This window comes from Ideonella sp. (assembly GCF_044358605.1).
Taxonomy (GTDB): Bacteria; Pseudomonadota; Gammaproteobacteria; order Burkholderiales; family Burkholderiaceae_C; genus Ideonella.
The window spans coordinates 12,198-30,822 of sequence record NZ_JBIKNQ010000033.1; the positions used below are offsets into that span (position 1 = coordinate 12,198).

The window sequence follows — 18,625 nt, forward strand, 5'->3', positions numbered from 1 at the left end:
AACTCCCAACTTAAGGTTAGCTCGTCGCCCAGCCTCCCAAAACATGAGTCGTCGAGTCTGCGCGACTATGCCTGTGCAGGAACCCTTCCGGGTAGGCGTATATCACGCCCCTGTGTTTGGTTACGTTTGCTTTCAGGTGTGCCGATGAAAGCGCGCCAGGGCCACTCCGGCGAGGATGAACAGGCTGCCGAAGATACGGTTCATCCATTGCATTTGCCGGGGCGAGCGCAACAGGCTCAGCAGCTTGGAGGCCAGCGCCACATAGCCTGTCATCACTGCAAACTCCACCACGCCGAAGGTCGCGCCAATAGTGAGGTACTGCGCCAGCAGGGGCGCGTTCGTGTCCAAGAACTGCGGCATCACCGCCAGCAAGAACACCGTGCCTTTGGGGTTGATGGCGTTGACGGACCAGCCGCGCAAAATCAAGCTACCGCTGGGCGTGGCGCCCGGTGCGGCTTCGACCAAGGGCTTGGCGGGCGCACGCCATTGCTGAATGCCCAACCACACCAAGTAGGCCACGCCCAGCCACTTGACCGCATTGAACGCCAAGCTGGAGGTGGCCAGCAGCGCGCCCAGGCCTACGCCCACCACCAAGAGCTGCGTCCACACGCCCAGCATCAGGCCCAGCGCGATCCGCTGACCTTTGGCAAAACCGTGGTTCAAGCCAGCGCCCATGGCGGCAATCGCGCCGGGGCCTGGGGAGAGGCTGATCAAAACCGTGGCCACGAAGAAGGGCCACCATGCATCAAAGCTCATCGCACACTCGCATCAACCAAGGAAGGAGCTGCGATTGTAGGGTGTGGCCGGGCTCAGGGCGCCGTGTAGTAGGCGCCAAAGAAGCTGTAGCCCGTTTGCGGGGCCGTGCCTTGCAGGTCGTTGCCGGTGGGCGTGAGGCCGCTGCGCGTTGGCTTGCGGGTCAGCTTCAGGCCGTGGCTTAAAGGGGCACTGAGGTCGCTGAAGGCCAGCGCCTCTACGCCATTGCCACTGCTGCCCAGCAGTGCGTCCACCTCATTCGCGCTGCGTGCGGTGCTGCTGCCCTTGCGCACCACGGCGGTCGCTTCCGGGTGCGGAGCCCACAGGTTGGGGCCGATGCTGTTGGCATTGGCGGCGGTCGCTGCGTCGATGGCCAGCCCGGCTGCACCGCTGCGCAGCGGCACGATCAGGTTGTTGTAGACCCGGTTGTTGGCATTGCGGAAGGCGCCTGCGGCGGAGCTGCTGAGGATGAGGTCGCCCGTGGCGTTGGCTGCACGGCCCAGGTCTTGGGCATTGCCGATCAAGGTGTTGTTGTGGGCCACGTTGTTGACGGCGTCAAACAAGATCAGGCCCGCACCATCATTGCCCCAGGCCACGTTGTAGGCAATCACATTGCCGTCGCACCATTGGTCGGCTTGGATGCCGTTGCCGTCCCAGTGCAGCAACTGGTCCACATTGTTGAAGCTGAAGTTGTAGCGGATGACGTTGTTGTCGCCCGTGTTCTCGGCCGCATTGCGGCTGAAGAGGTGGATGCCGGAGGCCCCGCCAATGCCACGGCCACTTTCGCTCACCACATTGCGCTCAATCACGTAATGCGAGGTTTGAATCTCAATGCCATGGTGGCCGTTGCGGCGGATGGTGTTGCCCGCCACGCGCGAGGTCGCGGCCTGCGCGGTGTTCTCCAGTGCAATCGCAATCCCGTGCGTTTCGTTGTCTTCAATCAGGTTGTCGAGGATCTGCAGGCCTTCGTCCGCGCCATCGCTGATGTTCACACCCATGTACGACTGCTTGAGCGTGTTGCCTTCGATGGTGATGTGGTGGCTGCCGCGCCGGATCACCACCGCGCCCCAAGGCGAGCCGCTGACCACAAAGCCTTTGAGCTTCACGTGGGCCGCGCCTTGAAAGTCGAACGAGCTGTTGACCACCGGTGGGTTGCTGGCATCGGCGGCGCGCACTTCAATGGGCTGGGCGGCCGTGCCTTGGCTGGTGATGGTGACAGGCCCCACCTGGGCGCCCGGCCCCACCACGATCAAAGCCCCAGCGGGCAGCGTGGCCCAAGGCACGGCCTGCAAGCTGGCGCGCACCGTGGCGCCTGCGGGTGCGCCGCTGGCTGGGCCGACCCACACCACGGCACTGGGCGGCGGGGTGGGGGCCGGGGCTGGAGTCGGGGCTGGAGCGGGCGCAGGAGCGGGCGACGGCGTGGGGGAGGGTGCCGGAGCGGGCGTGGGAGAGGGCGCGGGCGCCGGTGCTGGGGTCGGCCCCCCGGAAATGGGGTCAGGGTTGCTGCCCCCGCCGCCACAGGCCTGCAAGCCCAAGAAGCCCACGCACAGCATCAGCCAAGCCAAGCGAGTCCACCGGGTGGCAGTGGGGCGCGGGCAAAGGGTGGCGAGTGGAGTGTGTGGCATGGCAGAGGGCACGGGGTCTAACGGCGGCTTGTTCAATGCGCCCCACAAGGGAGGCGCTAAACCGACAAAGTGCTGAGGCTCCACTGTGACAAAGAACGCTGCCCACTGCTGCGAGAATGGCGCGGACTTTGCCCGCCTTCTTGGCGGCTTCACACCTGTTTACGTTTTCGTCATGTCCCGCGTCAAAACCCTCTACACCTGCAACGAGTGCGGCGGCACCAGCCCCAAATGGCTGGGCCAGTGCCCCCATTGCAAGGCCTGGAACACGCTGGAAGAAGGCGTGGCGGAGCCTGCGGCCGGGCCGTCCAAAAACCGCTTCACCGCGCTGGCCAGCTCGCAGCCGGTGACCACGCTGGCGGCCATCGAAGCCTCGGATGTGGAGCGCACGCCCACAGGCTTGGACGAGCTGGACCGTGTGCTGGGCGGCGGCATTGTCGAAGGTGGCGTGGTGCTGATCGGCGGCGACCCCGGCATTGGCAAATCGACCCTCTTGCTGCAGGCCGTAGAGGCCTTGAGCACCCGCATTCCCGTGCTGTACGTCACGGGTGAAGAGTCCGCCGCGCAAGTAGCGATGCGCGCCCGGCGCATGGATTTGTCCGGCCAGCACGTGCGCGTGGTGGCTGAGATCCATCTCGAAAAAATCCTGGCCACCATCGAGACCGAGCAGCCCCGCTTTTGCGTCATTGACTCCATCCAAACGCTCTACTCCGACCAGCTCTCTAGCGCACCCGGCTCGGTCGCCCAGGTGCGCGAATGCGCGGCGCAACTGACGCGTGTGGCCAAGGCCCGGGGTTGCGCCATCGTGCTGGTGGGCCATGTCACCAAAGAAGGCGCGCTGGCCGGGCCGCGCGTGCTGGAGCACATCGTCGACACCGTGCTCTATTTCGAGGGCGACACCCACAGCAGCTTCCGCTTGGTGCGGGCCATCAAAAACCGCTTTGGCGCCGTCAACGAGATCGGCGTGTTTGCGATGACCGAGCGCGGGCTCAAAGGAGTGTCCAACCCCAGCGCCATCTTCTTATCGACCCACGACGAGCCCGTGCCCGGCTCTTGCGTGCTGGTCACACTCGAAGGCACGCGGCCCTTGCTGGTGGAGATCCAAGCCCTGGTGGACAGCGGCGGCCCCAGCCCGCGTCGCCTGAGTGTGGGCCTGGACCGCGACCGCCTGGCCATGTTGCTGGCGGTGCTGCACCGTCATGCGGGCGTCTCTTGCGCCGACCAAGACGTGTTCGTCAACGCCGTGGGCGGCGTGCGCATCACCGAGCCCGCAGCCGACTTGGCCGTGCTGCTGGCCATTCAAAGCAGCTTGCGCGGCAAGCCGCTGCCGCGCGGCTTCATCGCCTTTGGCGAGGTCGGTTTGGCGGGCGAGGTGCGGCCCGCGCCGCGCGGCCAAGAGCGTCTCAAAGAAGCCGCCAAGCTGGGCTTCTCTGTCGCCGTGGTGCCGCGTGCCAATGCGCCCAAAAAGCCCATTGAAGGGCTCACCATTCACCCCGTCGACCGGATAGAGCAAGCCATTGACGTGCTGCGGGGGCTGCTGTGACCCAGCTCGGCCGCGTGGCCTTGGCCTCGCCCATCATCCAAGCGCCCATGGCAGGGGTGCAAGACGCACGCTTGGCCCTCGCGGTGATGGACGGCGGCGGCCTGGGCTCGCTGCCGGCCGCGATGTTGGCGCCCGAGGCGCTTGCCGCACAGATGCAGGCCCTGGCCGACGGCGCGCACGGCCGCCCCTGGGCGGTTAACTTTTTCTGCCACACGCCACCCGCCCACGAGCCGGCGCGTGAAGCCGCTTGGCTCAACCATTTGGCGCCGCACTATGCGGCCTGGGGAGTGAGCGCCCCGGCCCTGCCGCTGAGCGCCGCGCGCCAGCCTTTCAGTGCGGAGTCAGCGGCCTTGGTCGAGGCCTTTCGCCCGCCCGTGGTCAGCTTTCACTTTGGCCTGCCACCGGCCGCGCTGCTGGCCCGCGTCAAGGCCACGGGCGCGGTGGTGATGTCTTCGGCCACCACGGTTGAAGAAGCGCGTTGGCTGCAGGCGCACGGCGCTGATGTCGTCATTGCCCAAGGCTTAGAGGCCGGTGGCCACCGAGGCCACTTTTTGAGCGATGACCTGAGCCTGCAGCGCAATACTTTGGCGCTGCTGCCCCAGGTGCTGGCCGCCGTGGAGCTGCCGGTGGTGGCTGCTGGGTGCATTGCCGACGCTGCCGGGGTGGCGGCAGTGCTTGCCCTGGGGGCGGTGGCGGCGCAGATCGGCACGGCCTATTTGCTGTGCCCAGAAGCCACCACGTCTGCGTTGCATCGCCAGGCTTTGCAAAGCCCGGCTGCCCAGCAGACTGCGCTGACCAACCGTTTCACGGGGCGGCCTGCGCGGGGCATCGTGAACGCCTTCATGCAAGACGAGCCCATGAGCACGCTGGCGCCGGACTTCCCTCTGGCCACGGCGGCCTTGGCACCCCTGCGGGCTGCGGCCGAGGCCCAAGGACGCAGTGACTTCACCCCCTTGTGGGCCGGGCAAAATGCTGCGCTTTTGAGCGCGGGCGAGGCCCTTAGCGCCACCACGCTGACCCAGCGGCTTAACCCCCTTTGAAGAACATGACCCATATGGGCTCTGCAGCCGCAGGGCGAAGGATGATTTTTGCGCTTCAATGACTCTTTACTGGTGCGCCACTTGAGCACCTTGGCCCCTCCGGCCGCTGCGCCTGCCGACCCTGGCGTGGCGCAGCGCGTGGCGCAGTGGCTGAATGTGGCCGATGCCATCACCTTGCATGCGGCGCACCAAAGCGTGGCCCAGGGTCCTGCCCAGGCCTTGCCTGTGCGCGCCAAGGCCCCGGCCACCCCGGCCAGCCTGCAGCAGGCGCTGGAGCGCACCCGCCACACCCTGCGCGCCAGCGTCACCCGCCGCGAGAAGACCCTGGACACCGAGTACCCGCTCTACCACCAGCGCTACCAAGACGAGCAGCGCCGCATGGAGATGAGCGTGCAGGCTTTGCGCGAGCATGTGCGCCAAGGGCTTCTTGCACAATCCGACCCGCGCTTGGCGCAGTTGGTGGCCATGGACACCATGCTCGGCCAGATGCTGCTGCCGCGCGAGCAGCGCTTGTTGGCGGGCGTGCCGGGGTTCTTAAAAACACGTTATCACCAGCTGCGCACTCAACATCAGCCTTCGCCAGCCGATGGCCCTGCCCAAGCCCTGGTGCCGGTGAACCCGCAAGCCGCTTGGCTGGCCCAATTTGTGAACGAATTTGAGCAGACCCTGCTCGCCGAGCTGGACCTGCGTTTGCAGCCCGTGCTTGGCATGCTGGAAGCCCTGGGCCACGAGCCTGTGGCCACACCCGACCCGACCTGATATGCATGCTCCTTCTTCGATGAACCGACACCTTCTTGCCCTGATGTTTGCCGTGGGGCTGCTGGCCATCTTGGGCGTGGCGGCAGCGCTGGCTACGTCCAGCCCCTTGGGCCTGGTGATGACGCTGGTGATTGCTGGCGTGTATGTGCTGGGCGCCTTGGAGGTCAAGCGCTTTGCCCACGCCACCCAGGGCTTGAGCCAAGCGCTGCAAGACATGCCGCCCTCGCTCACGCGCCTGGAAGATTGGCTGCAGCGCGTGCCGCCTGCGCTGCAAGCGGCGGTGCGCCAGCGCGTCACCCAAGAGCGCGGCCAACTCCCCGGCTTGGCGCTCACGCCCTACCTGATTGGCCTGCTGGTGATGCTGGGCATGCTGGGCACCTTCTTGGGCCTGGTCTTCACCTTCAAGGGCACGGTATTTGCGTTGGAAGGCTCGGCCGATTTGGCCGCCATGCGCGCCGCGCTGGCCGAGCCCATCAAAGGCCTGGGCTTGGCCTTTGGCTGCTCGGTGGCCGGCGTGGCGGGTTCGGCCCTGCTGGGCGTGATGGCCACCCTCAGCCGCCGCGACCGTGCGCAAGCGGTGCGCGCCTTGGACGACGCCGCCGCCACCACGCTGCGGCCCTTCAGCTTGGCCCAACAGCGCGAGGCCACCTTCTTGGCCCTGCAGCAGCAAGCCCAAGCCCTGCCCGACATGGCCCGGCAAATGCAAGCCTTGCCGGAGCTGGCGCTGCATCTGCAAGCTTTGCCCCAGGTGGCCCAGCAGGTGCAAGCCTTGATGGGCCAAATGGCCGCACGCAGCCAGCAGATGGACGAGCAACTGCTGGCGCGCCAAGCGCAATTTCACCAAGAGGCTACCGCAGCCTACAGCGGCTTGGCGCACAGCGTACAGCACAGCTTGAGCCACAGCATCGACGCCGCAGCCAAGGCCGCCCACCAGAACCTGCAGGCCACGGCCCAAGCCGCCACCCAGACCTTGCAGCCCATGCTGCAAGAGACCCTGGCCCAGATGGCCAGCGAGTCACAGCGCCTGCATGAGCGGGTGTATGGGGCCGTGCAAACCCAATTGGAGGGCTTGGCTCAGCAGTTCAGCCACAGCACCGCACAAACCAGCCAGGCCTTGGCGCAAACACTCACCCAGCATCAGCAGGGCAGCGCCCAGACGCAGCAGGCCTTGGAGTCTGCCTTGGCCCGTTTTGCCGGTAGCTTTGAAGAGCGGGCTCAGGCCTTGGTGGCCCACCTGCACAGCGCAGCCAGCGAGGCCCAGGTCGAGCAACACAGCCGCTTGCAGGCGCTGCAACAGGCTTGGGTGAGCGCCCAGGCGCAGCAAGAGCGCGGCAGCAGCAGCATGCTGGCGGGGCTGGAGACCGCACAAGCCCGCTGGACGGCGCACTTCGACGAGCGCGCCACGGCCCTGCTGACGCAGTTGCAGACGGCCGGGTCGCAAGCTCAAACCGAGCAGGCGCAAGCCCAGTCTCAGCAGCAGCAGGCTTGGACGGACAGCCTGCAGGCCATGACCCAGGCGCTCAAAGTTGAGTGGCAGCAACTCAGCGCGCACACCCTGGCCCAGCAGCAGCAGGCCAGCGACGCTGTCGCGCACACGGCGCAGCAGCTCAGCGCGCAAGCGCAAGCGCAATCGCAGCACCTGCTGGCGCAGGTCACCCAGCTCCTGCAGCAGTCTGAAGGCTTGGTGCAAGCGCGCACCGCGTCTGAGGCCCAGTGGGCCCAAGGCCAGCGGCAGCAGATGGACGAGCTGGCCACACTGTGGCGCAGCGAGCTGGCGGCGCTGCGCGAGCAAGAAGACCAGCGCGGCCAAGCAGCGGTGCAACGCTTGGGCACGCTGCAAACCGAGCTGGCGGGCCATGTGTCTACGCAACTGGCCACCCTGGGCGCCGCGCTGGAAGCGCCGATGACGCGCCTGATGCACACCGCCTCCGAAGCCCCCAAGGCCGCCGCCGAGGTGATTGCCCAACTGCGCCAAGAAATGAGCCAATTGGCCGAGCGCGACAACCACACCTTGCAAGAGCGCCACAGCCTGGTGGCGCAGATCAGCGCCCTGCTGACCAGCGTGCAAGACACCACGGCGCAGCAGCGCGACGCCATCGAAACCCTGGTCGGCTCGGCCTCTACCGTCTTGCAGCAAACCAGCCAGCAGTTCACCCAAACCTTGGGCGCCCAGGCCGAGCGCAGCGAAGCGCTGGCCGCGCAAGTGGGCGCCAGTGCGGCCGAGTTGGCGGCGCTGGGCGACGCCTTCCACCAAGGTGTCATGCTGTTCGGCAGCAGCAACGAGCAGCTCATGGCCAGCTTGCAGCGCGTGGAGAGCGCCATTGCGCAATCCATGTCGCGCAGCGACGAGCAACTGGCTTATTACGTGGCCCAGGCGCGCGAGGTCATCGACCTCAGCCTCAGTGCCCAACAAAGCATTGTTGAAGACCTGCGCCAACTCCGCCCGGCCCGTGGCACCCAAGCGCCGCTGCCCCTGGGGGTTGAAGGATGATGGGCGGCACGGGCCACGACAGCCCGCTGGACGACACCGACGACGACGTCACGAATGCGCCCATCTGGGCCGTGTTTGGCGACCTGATGTCAGGCTTGTTGGGCGTGTTTGTGCTGGTGCTGGTGGGGGTGATGGTGGTGCAGATGGATTTGGTGTCCAGCCTGCAAGCCGAGGTTCACAAGCGCGAGCAAGAAGAAGCCCGCCGCATGGCCCTGGAAAAGGCCCTGGCCGGCCCCCTGCAAAGCGGGCGGGTCACCCTGAACGATGGCCGCATCGGCATCAGCGGCGCGGTGCTGTTTGCGCTGGGCTCCGACGAGCTGCGCCCCGAAGGCCGGCAAGTGCTGCAAAGCCTGGTGCCGCCCCTCAAGGTTTACTTGGGCGAGCGCCAGGAGATGCTGATGGTCAGCGGCTTCACCGACGACAAGGGCGTGCAGCAGGGCAACAAGAAGTTTGCCGACAACTGGGAGCTCTCCGCCCAGCGCGCCCTGACGGTGACCCGTGCCTTGATCGAAGAGGGCATGCCGCGCTCGCAAGTCTTCAGTGCCGCCTTTGGCGCTGAGCAGCCCGTGGCCTCGAATGCCGACGCGCAAGGCCGCGCCCAAAACCGCCGCGTGGAGATGGCCCCTGTGCCCCGCGTGGTGCGCCAGCCTGTGGCCACCGCGGCCAGTGCAGCGTCAGCGCCATGAATGCGTTAGCGTCTTCTGGCGAGGCGGACAACCCCGTTGCAATGGCAGCCTCTGTAGAGGCCGCCCTGCAAGCCCTGCGCCAAGCCGGAGCCCCGCGACGCGAGCCGCTGCGCTGGCAGTATGTGGCCTCGCTGGCCGAGCGTTTGCACAGCGCGCCACCGGCTCAGCAAGCCCTGCTGCAGGCCAAGCTGCAGGCGGGCGTGGCCGACTGCCAAGCGCGGCTGGCGCCAAGTGCGCCAGCAACCCCACACGGCAAGGCCAAACTCAAGCCGCCCCCCAGCGCCCTGGCCCAGTTCAACCAAGCCGTGGCGGCAGCCGCTGCCCAAGCCACCCCCGGCGGCGCGGGCGCAGGCCAGGCCAGGCCTGAGTTGAAAAGTGCCCAACGCTTTCGCGAAAGCTGGGCCGTGCTGTGCGCCGAAGAGGTGGTGGAGCAGGCCTCTATCCAAGCCCCGCAAAACGCCGGGCCCCTGAATGCCCACATGTTAGTGCTGCGCACCCTGGGCCTGCTGCGCGAACTCTCCCCCGACTACCTGCGCCGCTTTTTGACCCACACCGAAACGCTGATGTGGCTGGAGGGGCAGCAGGGGCGGGGTGGGGCGGCGGGCAGCGCGAAGGGGCGGCGCTGAGGGGGGATGTCACCCTGATGGTGAGCCCTGTCGATGGCCGGTGCAGGTCCGCTTCGGCGAACGAACGGCCTCACTTCGCCGCTCGCAGAGCCGATGCGGCGGCCACTCTGAGGGCATCTTCTTCAGAGCAAGGCACATCGGGCGTCACGCCAACACGCTCCCAATTGTCGGCAGTAATGGGATTGACGGGCCTGGCCTCAGCAAGCAGAAGGCTGAAGTGCGGTGATGGCCAATGAAACAGACAGCCATGAGCTCCGCCGCCAGTGGTTTCCCCGACAACAACGGCGCGTCCCATGGCTTGCAGGTCATAGGCCAGCATTTCTGCGCCAGAGAAAGTGAACTTGGCGACGGCAATGTAGAGAGGCTTCTTGCCACCGAAGCGATGCGGGTAGGGTGTCGGGTCGGCCCAGAAGTGCTCTTCAGGCGCTGAGCGCGGCACCATGCTGCTGAGTTGAGTTCGGTGGTCCAGCAAGTGAGCGCATATCAACCCGACGGTGCTCGGGTCTCCCCCTACGCACCTCCGTAGATCGATGACGAGGGCGGAGGCGTCGGCGACGGATGTCAACGCGGTCTCAAAGGCCGAGCGAGAGAGCTCGGGCTCTACCAACTCCCTGATGTCTATGACAGCGATGTCATCGTCTAGCCGGTGCACCGACGCAATGCCAAATCCCATCTTGCGGCAGTGCTCGGCACGGTCGTTTTGCTCCCGAACCGTATCTCCGGGCGTTTCTGGGACATGCGGCTCTGCGGCGTGGCGCACTCGCAAATGAAGATCACCCGAAGCTTGGCGAAGGTCGTCTGTGAGTCGCGTCGCGAGAGCGGTCGCATCGGTGGTGTCGTAAGCCCCCGAGTCCATTTGTTGCAGCAGGTGCGATGCGACGCGCTCCGCAGTGTTTGCGAACACGTAGCGCGACCGAATCGTCTCAGCTATGGCTTGAACAATGATGCGATGTGTCATGTGATCAGGGATAGTCCGCTTCATGCTGGTGCCGAACCGCGAGCACCACCACCAGATCACGCGACGCAATCTCGTACTTCAGGACATAGCCAGAAGCCCCGAAGGGCACGACCAACTCACGGCGCAAGAGGCTGCGTGAGCCTGCGTCCCTGCGGTACAAGAACGGTGCCCGAGACAAAGAGGCGATCGCTGCTTCTAAAGCCTGCAGTGCCCGATCTGCGATGTCCAAGTCTTCGACAAACTCAGCGCGTTGCAGCAGGTATTCATACAGCCTCAGCACATCCGCTTGCGCTTCGGCATCGACCAGCACGCGGAATGTCATGCGGAAGCAGGCCGGCGCTTGCCTTGTAGTTCATGCCGACGGGCCTGCAATCGAGCGCGCATCTCGTCCATCACTTCTTGTGCAGGGATGCCATCGCCGCTCTGCTGGAACCGTGCCCAAGCAGCGTCCGCGCGGGCGTCAAACTCAGCCTGCATGCGCCGATGGTCCACCGCTTGGCGCACCGTCGCCACCAAAAAATCCGACAGGGATTCGCCGTCACGCAGAACGGCTTCAAGGTCGGCGCGCAGTTGAGGCTCAACGCGCACTTGCGGGAGGATGGCAGTCTTCATACGGCAAGTGTGTTGCAAATGAATTGCAAGTGTCAAGTCTCTGCAGGTGCTGGGTGGTGCGAGGCTGTGCGCCAGAGGCCGTCGCTTGGGCAAGAATGCTGACTTCGCCGCAGTTGCTTCGCCTCGCCATGCAAACCCCACCCCCACCCTACTACGCCGTCATCTTCACCAGCCAACGCACTGCGGTGGACGAGGGCTACGGCGACACGGCTGAGCGCATGGTGGCCCTGGCCGCTGAGCAGCCGGGTTATTTGGGCGTGCAGAGCGCGCGTGGGGCGGATGGTTTGGGCATCACGGTGTCTTACTGGCGCAGCCTGGAAGACATTGCGGCGTGGCGCAAGCATGCCGAGCACACGGACGCCCGCAACGATGGCCGGGCGCGCTGGTACAGCCATTACGAGACCCGCATCACCAAGGTGGAGCGGGCTTATGCCTGGGAGGCTGGGTCTGGGCAGGCGCCGGCAGAGGCGTTTCGCCCCGATTGAAGCTGATCAAGCCTCACGGCTCCCTGCAAAGACAGAGTGACAGATCAAGACAAGAGCGCGAGAAGGAAAGTTAGAGGAAGCGATGGATAAGCGAGTCGGTTGGGCCTTGGCCGCGTTGGCGGTGTTTGTGGGCTGGTGGCAGTGGGGCGGCTACGGCGTGGTGCTGGCGCTGACGGTGGTGGTGTTTTGGCTGCTGCTGCAGTTCTACCGCGCACTGCGGGTGATGCAGGCGGCGGGTGCTGCACCGGTGGGGCATGTGGCGAATGCGGTGATGCTGCATGCGCGGCTGAATAAGGGCATGACGCTGTTGGAGATCCTGCCGCACACGCGCAGCCTGGGGCAAAAACTCTCCGACCCACCTCAAGAGTCTTTTGCGTGGACAGACGCCAATGGCGACCGGGTGGAGGTGACCTTAGACAACGGGCGCTTGACGCAGTGGCAACTGATCCGGGCGGCGGCGGCTGAAGGCGAGGCGCAAGCTCCGGCTCAGCCCGGCGCCTAAAATCCACGCTTTCGACCCGATCGAAGCAATTTCTACTTTTTCAAGGGGCAGACGCATCATGGGCATGGACGACCGCGACGGCAAGATCTGGATGGACGGGCAGATGGTGGAGTGGCGTGATGCCAAGATCCACGTGCTGAGCCACACGCTGCACTACGGCTGCGGTGCCTTTGAGGGCGTGCGCGCCTACAAGACGCCCAAGGGCACGGCCATCTTTCGCCTGCGCGAGCACACCGAGCGTCTGATCAACTCGGCCAAGATCCTGCGCATGAAGATCCCCTTCACGGTGGAGCAATTGGAAGAGGCGCAAAAAGCCGTGGTGCGTGAGAACGCGCTGGAGACCTGCTACCTGCGCCCGCTGACCTGGATCGGCTCTGAGAAGCTGGGCGTCAGCCCCAAGGGCAACACCATCCACTGCATGGTGGCGGCCTGGCCCTGGGGTGCGTATCTGGGTGAGGAAGGCCTGAAGCGCGGCATTCGCGTCAAGATCAGCAGCTACACCCGCCACCATGTGAACATCACCATGACCCAGGCCAAGGCGGTGTCCAACTACACCAACTCCATCCTGGCCAATATGGAAGCCACGGACGACGGCTACGACGAAGCCATGCTGCTGGACCCGTCGGGCTTTGTCTCTGAAGGCGCGGGCGAGAACCTCTTCGTCATCAAGAACGGCGTGGTCTACACGCCCGATCTGTCGGCCGGTGCGCTCAATGGCATCACCCGCAACACCATCTTCCACATCTGCCAAGACTTGGGTCTGGAGTTGAAGGAAAAGCGCATCACCCGCGACGAGGTCTACATCGCCGACGAGGCCTTCTTCACCGGCACCGCCGCTGAAGTGACGCCCATCCGCGAGCTGGACCGCATCGAGATCGGCTGCGGCTCGCGCGGGCCCATCACCGAAAAGATCCAAGCGGCCTTCTTTGACATCGTCAACGGCCGCAACGACAAATACGCCCACTGGCTGACCCTGGTCGCCTGAGACTCCACCCCATTCAAGAGACTGCTGCCATGAGCGAACAATCTGTTGTTGAAGTCACCGCCGCCGAGCTGCAAGGCCCCGGCGTGATCGCCTGCCCCAACCCCAAAATGGCGCTGTGGAGCACCCACCCGCGCGTCTTTGTGGACCTCTCGCATAACGGCGAAGGTAAGTGCCCGTATTGCGGCACGGTCTATCGCCTGAAGGCAGGCGAAAAGCTCTCTCACTCGCATTGATGACCACTCTCTACGGCATCCCCAACTGCGATACGGTCAAGAAGGCGCGTGCTTACTTGACCGAGCAGGACCTGGCTTTCAGCTTTCACGACTTCAAAAAGTCCGGTGTCCCGGCCGACCGCCTGCCCGCTTGGGTGGCGGCCGTGGGCTGGGAAAAGCTGCTGAACCGCCAGGGGACGACCTGGCGCAAGCTGGCGCCTGAGCTGCAAGCCAGCGTGGTGGACGCGGCCAGTGCCATGGCGCTGATGCAAGAGCAGCCCAGCGTCATCAAACGGCCTGTGGTGGAGTGGCCCTCTGGCCAGGTCAGCGTGGGCTTCACGCCGGCTGCGTTTGCCGCCCATCTCGCGGGCTGACTGTCTCAGGCTGTGGGCCGCAGGGCCAACCTTGAGCGGGCCTTGAGTCTGCCTTTAGCCACCGTGTCGGCACCTTCCGCAAAATCAGCCCCGATGCATCCTGCTTGGGCAGGGGGCTGTTCGTCACATTCAAACGAGAGACGTCGATGCGGAAACTGTTGACAACGCTGGCGCTGTGCGCTGTGGCCAGCACAGGCTGGGCCCAAGCCGCCACGGAGCTGGTGGGCAAATGGCAATTGGTGGGCCTGAAGGACCCCAAGGGCAATACGCTGAACATCGAGCAAGCCTTGGGCACCAAGCAGGTGTTTCAAGTCTTCTCGGCCCCGAATGGCTTTGAGGGCGTGGTGGGTGACCAGCGCGCACGCGGCACCTGGATGCTGTCGCCCGACAACAAGACCTTAACCGTCAAGGTGGATGGTCAGACCGTCAAGTTCAGGGTTGAGAGCTTCACCGCCCAAACCCGGGTGATCTCCGCTGACGAGCTGGGCACGCTCAGCTACGAAAAGCGCTGAGCGCGCGAGCGCAGCCGCAGCGCCGCTCAGCGGCTGTGCGTGGTCAGCCGGGCCAGCGGCAAAGAGGCCGAGACGCCCGGCTGCACCGACTTCGGGGCCACCGGCGTGCCCCCGTTAAACGTGGGGTTCTCTCCGCTGCGGCGCAGCGCCACACCCACGGCCAAGATGTCGATGGCCAGCAGTTGCAAGACGCGGCTGACCATGGGCAGATGGGTTGAGACATCTTCTTCATGGTCCACCGCCAGCACCACATCCGCCTTCTTGGCCAGGGGTGAGTGGCTGGAGGTGATGGCAATCACCTGCGCGCCGCGCTGGTGCGCCACCTCCACCATGTCCAGCAGGTCTTGCAGCGTGCCGCTGCCCGAGATCGCAATCACCACATCGCCGGGCTCCAGCACGGCGGCACTCAGGCTTTGCACGCGCGGGTCGGTGCAGGTGCTGGTGGGCAGGCCTAAGCGCAAGAACTTGAACTGCGCGTCTTGCGCCACCATCGCAAAGTGGCCTTGCGCATGCAGCTCAACGCGGTGCGCGCCGTCCAACAAAGTGATGGCCCGCTCGATGGCCTCGCGGTTGAGCTGTTCGCGCACACGCAAGATGGCGGCCGCCGTGTTGGAGAGCACCTTCTCGCCCAGCTCCACCGTGCTGTCTTGCCCAGTGACTTGGGTGTGGGTGATGGGGATGGTGCCCGTCAGGCCCGAGGCCAGGCGCAGCTTGAAGTCCGACAGGCCCTCGCAGCCCAGCGAGCGGCAAAAGCGGATCACCGTGGGCTGGCTGACATCGGCGGCGCGCGCAATGTCGGCAATCGGCGCGTTCAAGGCCGCGCGCGGGTGAGCCAGCACATGCGAGGCCACGCGCTTCTCGGCCGGTGAGAGCTTGTCCAGCGAGCGGCGAATTTGCTCCAAGATGGCCCCGCCCACGCGCGTTTCCAGCGTGCGCAGTTGCGCATCCAAAATGGCCGACACGCCCAAGAAGGTGGCGTTGTTGGCCGTGATCACATAGGTTGGGATGGCGCGCACATAGTCGCTGAAGCGGCCGCGCTCTTCAAAGCGGGCTCTGAAGGGCGAACGCTCGAAGTAATCGCCCAAGCGCGGCACGATGCCGCCTCCGATATAGACGCCGCCAAAGGCGCCCAGGGTGACCGCCAAGTTAGAGGCCGCCGTGCCCAGAATGCCGCAAAAGGTGTCCACCGTGTCGCGGCACAAAGCATCCACACCGCTGAGCGCGCGCTGGGTGATGTCCGGCGCCGTCAGCGGCGGCAGGCTCTGGCCGCCTTGCTCGGCCAGCGCGCGGTAGATCAGCTCTAAGCCCGGGCCCGAGCACAGGCGCTCAAACGAGACATGGCCGTACTGCTTCCAGGCATGGCGCAAGATGGCGATCTCGCGCTCATCGCGCGGCGAAAAGCTGCCGTGGCCGCCTTCTGTGCCCAGCGCCACCCAGCCGCCTGAGGCTGGGATCAAGCCCGACAGACCCAAGCCCGTGCCGGCACCCAGCACGCCCACCACACTAGGCTCGCGCGGCACACCGTGGCCAATGGCGCGGCGCTCATCGGTCCCCAGGCGCGGCACGGCCATGGCCAGCGCGGTGAAGTCGTTCACCACCACCAGGGTCTCAAAACCCAGTTGCTCGCGCGTCTGCTCGATCGAGAACTGCCAGTGGTAGTTGGTCATGCGCACCAAGTCGCCGTCCACTGGGTTGGCAATCGCAATGCCCGCATGGCGGATGGCCGTGGGCTCCTCCAACGTGGCCAGATAGGCCTGCACCGTGCTCAAAAAATCCGCGTGCTCGGCACAGCGCAGCGACGCCACCTGCTCCAGGTGGCCCGGCGCGGTCTCCAACGCAAAGCGGGCAAACGTGCCGCCAATGTCGGCAATCAGACGGGGGCTGTCATAGGCGCTCATGGGGGGATTGTCGCTGCTGCGGTCGGTGATTTGTTCATGGCCAGGGGGAGGGTTTCCAGCCCTCGGCCTGCGGCACGAAAAGGCCTTAGTCTGGCACCATGTCGCAAACCTCAACCTGAAGCCGGAGGGCTGTCATGCCATCAGTCCATATCACGCAAGCCAAGACCACGCTTTCACGCTTGGTCGAGGCCATAGAGCGGGGTCAAGAGCGGGAGTTTGTGATCACTCGCCGTGGCCGGCCAGCGGCGAAGCTCGTGCCGCTAGAAGCCCTGGCCGTCGGGACACGTTTGGGCGTGGCCAAAGGGCTCTTTAAAGTTCCCGACGACATCGATGCCCACAATGACGAAGTCGCCAATCTCTGCATGCTCACACGCTGAGTGACGCCGCCCCCAGGTAAAGCCCCAAACCCGAACTGAAAGAACACCATGCTCAATCATGTCATGCTCGGTACCAACGACATCGAGCGCTCCAAGCGCTTTTACGACGCCATCCTCGGTGTCTTGGGCGCCGGTGAAGCCCTCCGCAACCAAGCCCCCTCTGGCCACACGCGCCTGTTCTATCGCCACGACGGCAGCACCTTTGGCATCAGCGAGCCCATCAACGGCGAGCCCGCCACCTTCGCCAACGGCAGCACCATCGGCTTCAAGTGCCACTCCCCCGAACAAGTCCAAACCTTCCACGACGTGGCCGTGGCCCACGGCGGCCAGTCTATTGAGCAGCCCCCAGGCTTGCGCTCGGGCAGCATGGGCGCGATGCACTTGGCTTATGTGCGCGACCCGGATGGGAACAAGCTGTGCGCGATTTATCGGGTGAAGGCTTGAGGCAGTGTCTCAGGCGGTCCGCATCAGACCGCTAGACTGCTGGCATTGATCATTGTGATCTTCAACGCCGCGTCCAAGATGCCTATGTCGCCAAAGCACTTTCTCTGGGTTCTGCTGATGCCGCTGTTCGTTGCAGCGGCAGAGCCCGTTGTGCCTCCCGCCATCGTCTCAGCAGCACAAGCCAACGGTCTCAGCTTTGCCAAGCCGATCGAGGTGAGGTTTGAGTTCAAAGCCGCGCAGCCCGAGGCGTTTACGCCAGAGTTGAAGGCGTTTCTGGTCCGTCAGGGCTTCGAATTGGCGCTATCCGTCAGCATGAACGGCGAGACTCGGCAGGTCACCGACTTCAAGGTCGTGGCCAAGCGCTCGGGCTTGATGAACGTTGAGTCGCTGTCTTCTATCGTTCTTCAGGCCGAAGCCCTCATGAAGGGAAAGCCTGGTGCGTTGACGTGGTCGCTCTCTCAGACCCGTAAGTCGTTTTGACATCCGACTGGAGTTGCGGACTCCGGCTCAATCATCCAAGGAATGCCCCGCCCCAATCAGCGCCGGGTTGTGGGCGGTGATGACCCAAGTCGGGATTTGGCGCAGATGGTCGCTTCCATGTCACATTCACACTTCTCATTCGGTTGCACCTGGTGCTACCATTGTGCATGACGGTGAAAGCACACAATCCCATGCGGGCTCGGGTTTTCAAGACGGCTTGGTTTTCCCGAGGTGCGAAGAAAGTGCGCATCTCAGACGCGATCTTGTGTGCCGCCATCAAGCAAGTGATGCAGGGACAGGCAGATGACTTGGGTGGTGGTGTCTTCAAGAAACGTTTGAACGACAACCAGCACCGATCCATCATCCTGGCTAAAGGTGGCCGGCATTGGGTGTACGAGTACCTATTCGCCAAGAAAGACAGAGCCAATATCGCAGACGATGAATTGGCAAGTTTCCGCGTCCTGGCCAAGGCTTATGCAGGCCTGTCAGAGGCGCAGATTGAGCAACTGCTGAGAGACCAAGACCTGCTGGAGATTTGCTGTGACGGCTAAGTCAAAGTTCAAAACTGATGCCCACGAGGCCATTCATTCGTCCGCCCAAGCGCTGTTCAAGGTCGGAGCAATCGACAAAGCGACGCTCCGAAATTTCGATGAGTCTTGCTTGGTGGTTCCGGTGTCCATCGAGCCTGCGCAGATCAAGCAGATCCGCGAAATGCACAACGTGAGCCAGCCCGTCTTTGCTCGCTTTCTCAACACCACGGAGTCCACCGTCCAGAAGTGGGAGAGCGGAGCCAAACACCCCAGTGGCATGGCGCTGAAGCTGCTGGCGGTGGTGCAAAAGCATGGGTTGAAGGTACTTGCCTGAGAGGCGCACATCAAGGCACGCCAATGACAGCAGAGCTAAACATCGCTGAGGTTCTCTATGAAACCGGTGAAGTTAGATTTCGCTATGCCAGGATCCGATCAGTTGACGGTTCGAGTTGGATTCGCCATGGACCATTCTGTGAGTACGGCAGGAGCGGTCAAGTCATCTCTGAAGGAACCTACGTACTCGGAAGCGAGCAGGGAGTCTGGCGCGATTTCTACGAGAACGGGCAGCTCGCAGCCGAGGGCGAGTACCGGGACGGCGTTGAGCTGGGTCACTGGCGATACTGGAATCTCGACGGAACAGTCCAGACTGAGTAGCTGATGCTGCTCAAGAAATCATGGACCAAGGACGGGGCGAGGTGAATACGACATGGCCGAGCCTCATGGCGAGAGCGCTTAT

Annotated in this window: 24 protein-coding genes; 18 read left to right on the top strand and 6 right to left on the bottom strand. The window is 64.5% G+C overall.

Annotated features, from left to right (window positions below):
* Positions 1-132: 132 nt before the first annotated feature.
* Both ACIQ3Q_RS12755 and ACIQ3Q_RS12760 read right to left on the bottom strand, forming a co-directional pair.
* Positions 133-756, bottom strand: a complete 624-nt coding sequence (locus tag ACIQ3Q_RS12755) for a LysE family transporter (protein WP_396269460.1) — start codon at positions 754-756, stop codon at positions 133-135.
* 53 nt (positions 757-809) lie between these two features.
* Positions 810-2,378 (bottom strand): nitrous oxide reductase family maturation protein NosD, encoded by a 1,569-nt coding sequence (locus tag ACIQ3Q_RS12760; RefSeq protein ID WP_396269461.1) that lies wholly within the window; start codon positions 2,376-2,378, stop codon positions 810-812.
* Positions 2,379-2,550: 172 nt separating this feature from the next.
* Here ACIQ3Q_RS12760 and radA point away from each other — a divergent pair, with 172 nt between their 5' ends.
* Genes radA through ACIQ3Q_RS12790 form a run of 6 tightly spaced genes read left to right on the top strand, consistent with a single transcriptional unit; the run spans position 2,551 to position 9,520 of the window.
* Positions 2,551-3,918 (top strand): DNA repair protein RadA, encoded by a 1,368-nt coding sequence (gene radA, locus ACIQ3Q_RS12765; RefSeq protein WP_396269462.1) that lies wholly within the window; start codon positions 2,551-2,553, stop codon positions 3,916-3,918.
* Entirely contained in the window at positions 3,915-4,958 is a 1,044-nt protein-coding gene (locus ACIQ3Q_RS12770; RefSeq protein WP_396269463.1) for an NAD(P)H-dependent flavin oxidoreductase, read from the top strand. The genes radA and ACIQ3Q_RS12770 overlap by 4 nt, the downstream gene beginning before the upstream one ends.
* A gap of 48 nt (positions 4,959-5,006) precedes the next feature.
* On the top strand, positions 5,007-5,717 hold the full coding sequence (locus ACIQ3Q_RS12775) for a DUF3348 family protein (RefSeq protein WP_396269464.1): 711 nt from the start codon (positions 5,007-5,009) through the stop codon (positions 5,715-5,717).
* 19 nt (positions 5,718-5,736) lie between these two features.
* On the top strand, positions 5,737-8,208 hold the full coding sequence (locus ACIQ3Q_RS12780; RefSeq protein ID WP_396269465.1) for a DUF802 domain-containing protein: 2,472 nt from the start codon (positions 5,737-5,739) through the stop codon (positions 8,206-8,208).
* Complete coding sequence (locus tag ACIQ3Q_RS12785) at positions 8,208-8,894, top strand: OmpA family protein (protein ID WP_396269509.1); 687 nt, start codon at positions 8,208-8,210, stop codon at positions 8,892-8,894. Before ACIQ3Q_RS12780 ends, ACIQ3Q_RS12785 begins: the two co-directional genes overlap by 1 nt.
* The gene (locus ACIQ3Q_RS12790) at positions 8,891-9,520 is read left to right on the top strand and encodes a DUF2894 domain-containing protein (RefSeq protein ID WP_396269466.1); all 630 of its coding nucleotides are present in this window, start codon (positions 8,891-8,893) and stop codon (positions 9,518-9,520) included. Before ACIQ3Q_RS12785 ends, ACIQ3Q_RS12790 begins: the two co-directional genes overlap by 4 nt.
* A 70-nt stretch (positions 9,521-9,590) precedes the next feature.
* Here ACIQ3Q_RS12790 and ACIQ3Q_RS12795 read toward each other — a convergent pair whose 3' ends face one another.
* Genes ACIQ3Q_RS12795 through ACIQ3Q_RS12805 form a run of 3 tightly spaced genes read right to left on the bottom strand, consistent with a single transcriptional unit; the run spans position 9,591 to position 11,090 of the window.
* The gene (locus ACIQ3Q_RS12795; protein WP_396269467.1) at positions 9,591-10,478 is read right to left on the bottom strand and encodes a S41 family peptidase; all 888 of its coding nucleotides are present in this window, start codon (positions 10,476-10,478) and stop codon (positions 9,591-9,593) included.
* Between the two features lie 4 nt (positions 10,479-10,482).
* Positions 10,483-10,800, bottom strand: coding sequence for a type II toxin-antitoxin system RelE/ParE family toxin (locus tag ACIQ3Q_RS12800; RefSeq protein ID WP_396269469.1), 318 nt, complete (start codon positions 10,798-10,800; stop codon positions 10,483-10,485).
* Positions 10,797-11,090, bottom strand: coding sequence for a YlcI/YnfO family protein (locus ACIQ3Q_RS12805; RefSeq protein ID WP_396269470.1), 294 nt, complete (start codon positions 11,088-11,090; stop codon positions 10,797-10,799). Before ACIQ3Q_RS12805 ends, ACIQ3Q_RS12800 begins: the two co-directional genes overlap by 4 nt.
* Before the next feature lie 128 nt (positions 11,091-11,218).
* On the opposite strand from ACIQ3Q_RS12805, the gene ACIQ3Q_RS12810 reads away from it, so the two are divergent.
* The 6 genes from ACIQ3Q_RS12810 (at position 11,219) to ACIQ3Q_RS12835 (ending at position 14,160) form a co-directional block, all read left to right on the top strand.
* Positions 11,219-11,575, top strand: coding sequence for an antibiotic biosynthesis monooxygenase family protein (locus tag ACIQ3Q_RS12810; RefSeq protein ID WP_396269471.1), 357 nt, complete (start codon positions 11,219-11,221; stop codon positions 11,573-11,575).
* 82 nt (positions 11,576-11,657) lie between these two features.
* Complete coding sequence (locus ACIQ3Q_RS12815; RefSeq protein ID WP_396269472.1) at positions 11,658-12,077, top strand: hypothetical protein; 420 nt, start codon at positions 11,658-11,660, stop codon at positions 12,075-12,077.
* Positions 12,078-12,135: 58 nt separating this feature from the next.
* Positions 12,136-13,062 (top strand): branched-chain amino acid transaminase, encoded by a 927-nt coding sequence (locus ACIQ3Q_RS12820; RefSeq protein ID WP_396269473.1) that lies wholly within the window; start codon positions 12,136-12,138, stop codon positions 13,060-13,062.
* A 29-nt stretch (positions 13,063-13,091) separates the two neighbouring features.
* On the top strand, positions 13,092-13,295 hold the full coding sequence (locus ACIQ3Q_RS12825; RefSeq protein ID WP_396269474.1) for a zinc-finger domain-containing protein: 204 nt from the start codon (positions 13,092-13,094) through the stop codon (positions 13,293-13,295).
* Positions 13,295-13,648 carry an ArsC family reductase gene (locus ACIQ3Q_RS12830; protein ID WP_396269475.1) on the top strand — a complete coding sequence of 118 codons (354 nt, stop codon included), beginning with the start codon at positions 13,295-13,297 and terminating at the stop codon, positions 13,646-13,648. Before ACIQ3Q_RS12825 ends, ACIQ3Q_RS12830 begins: the two co-directional genes overlap by 1 nt.
* A 146-nt stretch (positions 13,649-13,794) precedes the next feature.
* Positions 13,795-14,160 carry a hypothetical protein gene (locus tag ACIQ3Q_RS12835; RefSeq protein WP_396269476.1) on the top strand — a complete coding sequence of 122 codons (366 nt, stop codon included), beginning with the start codon at positions 13,795-13,797 and terminating at the stop codon, positions 14,158-14,160.
* A gap of 26 nt (positions 14,161-14,186) precedes the next feature.
* On the opposite strand, the gene ACIQ3Q_RS12840 is transcribed toward ACIQ3Q_RS12835, so the two are convergent.
* Positions 14,187-16,058: a glucokinase gene (locus ACIQ3Q_RS12840; protein ID WP_396269477.1), complete on the bottom strand. Its 1,872-nt coding sequence runs from the start codon at positions 16,056-16,058 to the stop codon at positions 14,187-14,189.
* Between the two features lie 134 nt (positions 16,059-16,192).
* On the opposite strand from ACIQ3Q_RS12840, the gene ACIQ3Q_RS12845 reads away from it, so the two are divergent.
* From ACIQ3Q_RS12845 to ACIQ3Q_RS12870, 6 genes are all read left to right on the top strand, one after another.
* A complete protein-coding gene (locus tag ACIQ3Q_RS12845) occupies positions 16,193-16,435 on the top strand; it encodes a type II toxin-antitoxin system Phd/YefM family antitoxin (protein WP_396269479.1) in 243 nt (80 codons plus the stop codon).
* A 48-nt stretch (positions 16,436-16,483) separates the two neighbouring features.
* Positions 16,484-16,879 carry a VOC family protein gene (locus tag ACIQ3Q_RS12850; protein WP_396269480.1) on the top strand — a complete coding sequence of 132 codons (396 nt, stop codon included), beginning with the start codon at positions 16,484-16,486 and terminating at the stop codon, positions 16,877-16,879.
* 45 nt (positions 16,880-16,924) lie between these two features.
* The gene (locus ACIQ3Q_RS12855; RefSeq protein ID WP_396269481.1) at positions 16,925-17,359 is read left to right on the top strand and encodes a hypothetical protein; all 435 of its coding nucleotides are present in this window, start codon (positions 16,925-16,927) and stop codon (positions 17,357-17,359) included.
* A gap of 191 nt (positions 17,360-17,550) precedes the next feature.
* Positions 17,551-17,910: a type II toxin-antitoxin system RelE/ParE family toxin gene (locus tag ACIQ3Q_RS12860; RefSeq protein WP_396269482.1), complete on the top strand. Its 360-nt coding sequence runs from the start codon at positions 17,551-17,553 to the stop codon at positions 17,908-17,910.
* Complete coding sequence (locus ACIQ3Q_RS12865; RefSeq protein WP_396269483.1) at positions 17,900-18,223, top strand: helix-turn-helix domain-containing protein; 324 nt, start codon at positions 17,900-17,902, stop codon at positions 18,221-18,223. The genes ACIQ3Q_RS12860 and ACIQ3Q_RS12865 overlap by 11 nt, the downstream gene beginning before the upstream one ends.
* A 23-nt stretch (positions 18,224-18,246) precedes the next feature.
* Positions 18,247-18,543 carry a toxin-antitoxin system YwqK family antitoxin gene (locus ACIQ3Q_RS12870; protein ID WP_396269484.1) on the top strand — a complete coding sequence of 99 codons (297 nt, stop codon included), beginning with the start codon at positions 18,247-18,249 and terminating at the stop codon, positions 18,541-18,543.
* Positions 18,544-18,625: the final 82 nt, after the last annotated feature.